The sequence below is a fragment of the Pseudomonas sp. PDM13 genome, assembly GCF_025685765.1.
GTDB classification, from domain to species: Bacteria; Pseudomonadota; Gammaproteobacteria; order Pseudomonadales; family Pseudomonadaceae; genus Metapseudomonas; species Metapseudomonas solani.
The window spans coordinates 1-4,346 of sequence record NZ_JAOTQU010000053.1 but is presented as its reverse complement, the minus strand read 5'-3'; the positions used below and the strand labels follow the sequence as shown (position 1 = coordinate 4,346).

At 64.8% G+C, this 4,346-nt stretch carries 3 protein-coding genes; 2 read left to right on the top strand and 1 reads right to left on the bottom strand.

Annotated features, from left to right (window positions below; translation table 11 throughout):
• Nucleotides 1–227: 227 nt before the first annotated feature.
• Together rnr and rlmB are read left to right on the top strand one after the other, a co-directional pair.
• Nucleotides 228–3,038, top strand: coding sequence for a ribonuclease R (gene rnr, locus OEJ36_RS30345; RefSeq protein WP_263404648.1), 2,811 nt, complete (start codon nucleotides 228–230; stop codon nucleotides 3,036–3,038).
• Entirely contained in the window at nucleotides 3,035–3,802 is a 768-nt protein-coding gene (rlmB, locus tag OEJ36_RS30340) for a 23S rRNA (guanosine(2251)-2'-O)-methyltransferase RlmB (RefSeq protein WP_263404647.1), read from the top strand. The genes rnr and rlmB overlap by 4 nt, the downstream gene beginning before the upstream one ends.
• A 180-nt stretch (nucleotides 3,803–3,982) precedes the next feature.
• On the opposite strand, the gene OEJ36_RS30335 is transcribed toward rlmB, so the two are convergent.
• Nucleotides 3,983–4,346, bottom strand: a 364-nt coding sequence (locus OEJ36_RS30335; RefSeq protein WP_263404646.1) for a hypothetical protein, incomplete at its 5' end; no start/stop codon positions are given.

Genomic DNA, 4,346 nt, shown 5'->3' with positions numbered 1-4,346 from the left:
TTGCCACCGCTAGGACCTGAACCTAGTGCGTCTACCAATTCCGCCACCTGGGCACTCACAACGTCTCAGCAACGCTGTGGGCGCGAACTATACGGTTCGACTTTTTGCTTGTAAACCCCTGACGGCAAAAAAATTATTCTTGGATGAAAGCTGACCGCTGAACGGATTTCGCGCTTCAATAGACAGATGGCAAACATAACTATGAATGAAAAGGTGAATCCCCTCTGATGGCCGATTGGCAAAACCTCGATCCCGAGGCCGCCCGCGAGGCGGAAAAGTATGAAAACCCCATCCCCAGCCGCGAGCTCATCCTGCAGCGTCTCGATGAACGTGGCGCCCCGGCCAACCGCGAGCAGTTGGTCGAAGAGTTCGGTCTGACCACCGAAGACCAGCTGGAGGCCCTGCGTCGGCGCTTGCGCGCCATGGAGCGTGACGGCCAGCTTATCTATACGCGCCGTGGCACCTATGCGCCGGTGGACAAGCTCGACCTGATCTGCGGTCGCATCAGCGGCCACCGCGACGGTTTCGGCTTCCTTATTCCCGATGACGGCAGTGACGACCTCTTCCTCAGCCCCGCGCAGATGCGCCTGGTGTTCGACGGCGACCGCGCCCTGGCGCGCGTATCCGGCCTCGACCGCCGTGGCCGCCGCGAAGGCGCGCTGGTGGAAGTGATCGAGCGTGCCCATGAAACCCTGGTCGGCCGCTTCTTCGAAGAAAGCGGCATCGCCCGCGTGGTGGCCGACAACCCGAAGATCCAGCAGGAAGTGCTGGTGCCCCAGGGCAAGCAGGGCAGCGCCAAGCACGGCCAGTTCGTGCAGGTGAAGATCGAGCAGTGGCCGAGCAACTTCCGCGTCGCCCAGGGCGAAGTGGTCGAGGTGCTGGGCGACTACATGGCGCCGGGCATGGAGATCGAAGTCGCCCTGCGCAGCTACGACATCCCCCACGAATGGCCCCAGGCCGTGATCAAGGAGGCCGCCAAGCTCAAGCCGGAAGTGGCCGAGAAGGACAAGGAAAAGCGCATCGACCTGCGCCACCTGCCTTTGGTGACCATCGATGGCGAAGACGCCCGTGACTTCGACGACGCCGTCTATGCCGAAGCCCGCAAGGGTGGTGGCTGGCGCCTGTTCGTGGCCATCGCCGACGTTTCCCACTATGTAAAGGTGGGCTCGGCGCTGGACGAAGAGGCTGCCAAGCGCGGCAACTCGGTGTATTTCCCCGAGAAGGTCATCCCGATGCTGCCGGAGGCGCTGTCCAACGGCCTCTGCTCGCTGAACCCGCTGGTCGATCGCCTGGCCATGGTTTGCGAGATGACCTTGTCCCGCGCGGGCAAGATGACCGGCTACGAATTCTACGAAGCGGTGATCCACTCCCACGCGCGCCTGACCTACAACAAGGTCAGCCAGTTGCTGGAAACTCCTGATTCCATCGAAGGCAAGCAGCTTGCCGAGCAGATGCCCCAGGTCGTGCCGCACCTGCAGCAGCTCTACAAGCTCTACAAGGTGCTGCTGGCAGCGCGCCAGGTACGCGGCGCCATCGATTTCGAAACCCAGGAGACGCGCATCGTCTTCGGCGCCGATCGCAAGATCGCCGAGATCCGCCCGACCCAGCGCAACGACGCCCACAAGCTGATCGAGGAATGCATGCTCTGCGCGAACGTGGCCACCGCCCGCTTCATGCAGGACCACGACATCCCCTCCCTCTACCGTGTGCACGACGGCCCGCCGGCCGAGCGCCTGGACAAGCTGCGCCTGTTCCTCGGCGAGCTGGGCCTGACCCTCAATCGCGGCAAGGGCGAACCGACCCCGAGCGATTACCAGGCCCTGCTGGAAACCATTCGCGGGCGCCCGGACTACCACCTGATCCAGACCGTGATGCTGCGCTCCCTGAGCCAGGCGGTGTACAGCGCCGACAACCAGGGCCACTTCGGCCTCAACTACGACGCCTACACCCACTTCACCTCGCCGATCCGTCGTTATCCGGACCTGCTGGTGCACCGTGCCATCCGTAGCGTGATCCGCTCCAAGCGCGAGACGGTGCACGTCAAGCGCGCGGGCGCCACGGCCATGGTCAAGGCGCGCATCTACCCGTACGACGAGGCGGCTCTGGAGAAGCTCGGCGAGCAGTGCTCGATGACCGAGCGCCGCGCCGACGAAGCCACCCGTGACGTCACCAACTGGCTGAAGTGCGAGTACATGCGCGAACGCGTGGGCGAGACCTTCCCCGGGGTGATCTCGGCGGTGACCGGCTTCGGCCTGTTCGTCGAACTGACCGACATCTATGTGGAAGGCCTGGTGCACGTCACCGCATTGCCGGGTGACTACTACCACTTCGACCCGATCCACCATCGCCTGTCCGGTGAGCGCAGCGGTCGCAGCTTCCGCCTGGGCGACACGATCGAAGTGCTGATCGCGCGCGTCGACCTGGATGAGCGCAAGATCGACTTCGAGCTGGCCGAAAACGCCCTCAGCGCGCCCGGTGGCCGCAAGAAGCGCGGTGCCGAGAAGTCCGCGCCCGCTCCCGAGGTCAAGCCGGCCAAAGGCGCCAAGACCCGTAGCCGCGGCAGCAAGCCTGCAGCCCTGGCGAAGAGGGCCGCGCGCAACCCGCAACCCGAGCAACTGGCCCCCGGCGTCGCCGTGGCGCCGCGCCGCAGCAAGGCTGGCAAGGTCCAGGCGCTGCCGCCCGTATCGCCGGAAATCCTCGCCCAGGCCGACGAAATGCTCGGCAACACCGACGTCAACCGCAGCCGTGCGTTGAAACAGGCGTTGCTCAGCGAAGCGCGTCATGGGGGTGAAAAGCCCCGCGGTGGCAAGCCTCAAGGCGGCAAGGCCCAGTCCCGTCCTGCCAAGGGGGCACCTTTCGGTGCCGGTGGCCAGGACCCTGCCGCCAAGGAACGTGACGCCAAGCCCGGCAAGAAGCCCGGCAGCAAACCAAGCGGCGGCAAGCCGAAGAAGGCCAAGCCGGCAAGCAAGCCCACCAAGCACCGCAAGGGACCGCCCAAGACGAAAGCCGCTGGCGGCAGTGACAAGGTCAAACCATGAGTGATTTGGAAAAGGTCTACGGCGTTCATGCCGTGGAAGCGCTGTTGCGTCACCACCCCAAGCGGGTCAAGCAGCTGTGGCTGGCGGAAAGCCGGCATGATCCACGCGTCCAGGCGCTGGTCGAACTGGCCGGCCAGTTCCGTGTGCCTGTTGGGCAGAAGGATCGGCACGAGCTGGATGAATGGGCCGAAGGCGTCCACCAGGGCGTGGTCGCCGAGGTCAGCCCCAGCCAGGTCTGGGGCGAGAACATGCTCGACGAGCTGCTGGAGGGGGCTGAAGGCCCGCCCCTGCTGCTGGTGCTCGACGGCGTGACCGACCCGCACAACCTCGGCGCCTGCCTGCGCACCGCCGATGCCGCCGGTGCGCTGGCGGTGATCGTGCCCAAGGACAAGTCCGCCACCCTCAACGCCACCGTGCGCAAGGTGGCCTGCGGTGCCGCCGAGGTGATCCCCCTGGTCGCCGTGACCAACCTCGCGCGCACCCTGGAGAAGCTGCAGAAGAAAGGCCTGTGGACCGTCGGCACCGCCGGCGAAGCCGAACAGGAGCTCTATCAGCAGGACCTGACCGGCCCGACCGTGCTCATCATGGGCGCGGAAGGCAAGGGCATGCGCCGCCTCACCCGCGAGCACTGCGACTACCTGGTGAAGCTGCCGATGTCCGGCAGCGTCAGCAGCCTCAACGTCTCGGTCGCCACCGGCGTCTGTCTGTTCGAGGCGGTGCGCCAGAGGGGCAGTGCCAAGCGCCAAGCCGCAAGCGACAAGTAAGAACGGTGTTGAGCGGGGAGGGCGCCGCCATCCTCGCTTGCAGCGTGTAAGTAGGGTGGGTAGAGCGGAGCGAAACCCACGCGGAGCGGTGCTCGGCATGACTCCGAAATGGTGGACCGGTGAAGCGTGGTCCACCCTACGTTCGGGCCGGTGTTGGGCTTTCCCGGGCTGAAGCCCGGGCTACGTCCGGAGTGCGGAATAAATAAGCCCGAGGGCTTGACGAACTCTGCCAATCCCCCAGGCTCTTGCAGCTTGCAGCTTGCAGCTTGCAGCTTGCAGCTTGCAGCTTGCAGCTTGCAGCTTGCAGCTTGCAGCTTGCAGCTTGCAGCTTGCAGCTTGCAGCTTGCAGCTTGCAGCTTGCAGCTTGCAGCTTGCAGCTTGCAGCTTGCAGCTTGCAGCTTGCAGCTTGCAGCTTGCAGCTTGCAGCTTGCAGCTTGCAGCTTGCAGCTTGCAGCTTGCAGCTTGCAGCTTGCAGCTTGCAGCTTGCAGCTTGCAGCTTGCAGCTTGCAGCTTGCAGCTTGCAGCTTGCAGCTTGCAGCTTGCA

What these genes read in the sequence shown, in the direction of transcription:
- rlmB (WP_263404647.1), top strand. Translation starts at nt 3,035, where the DNA reads ATGAGTGATTTGGAAAAGGTCTACGGCGTTCATGCCGTGGAAGCGCTG.
- rnr (WP_263404648.1), top strand. Translation starts at nt 228, where the DNA reads ATGGCCGATTGGCAAAACCTCGATCCCGAGGCCGCCCGCGAGGCGGAA.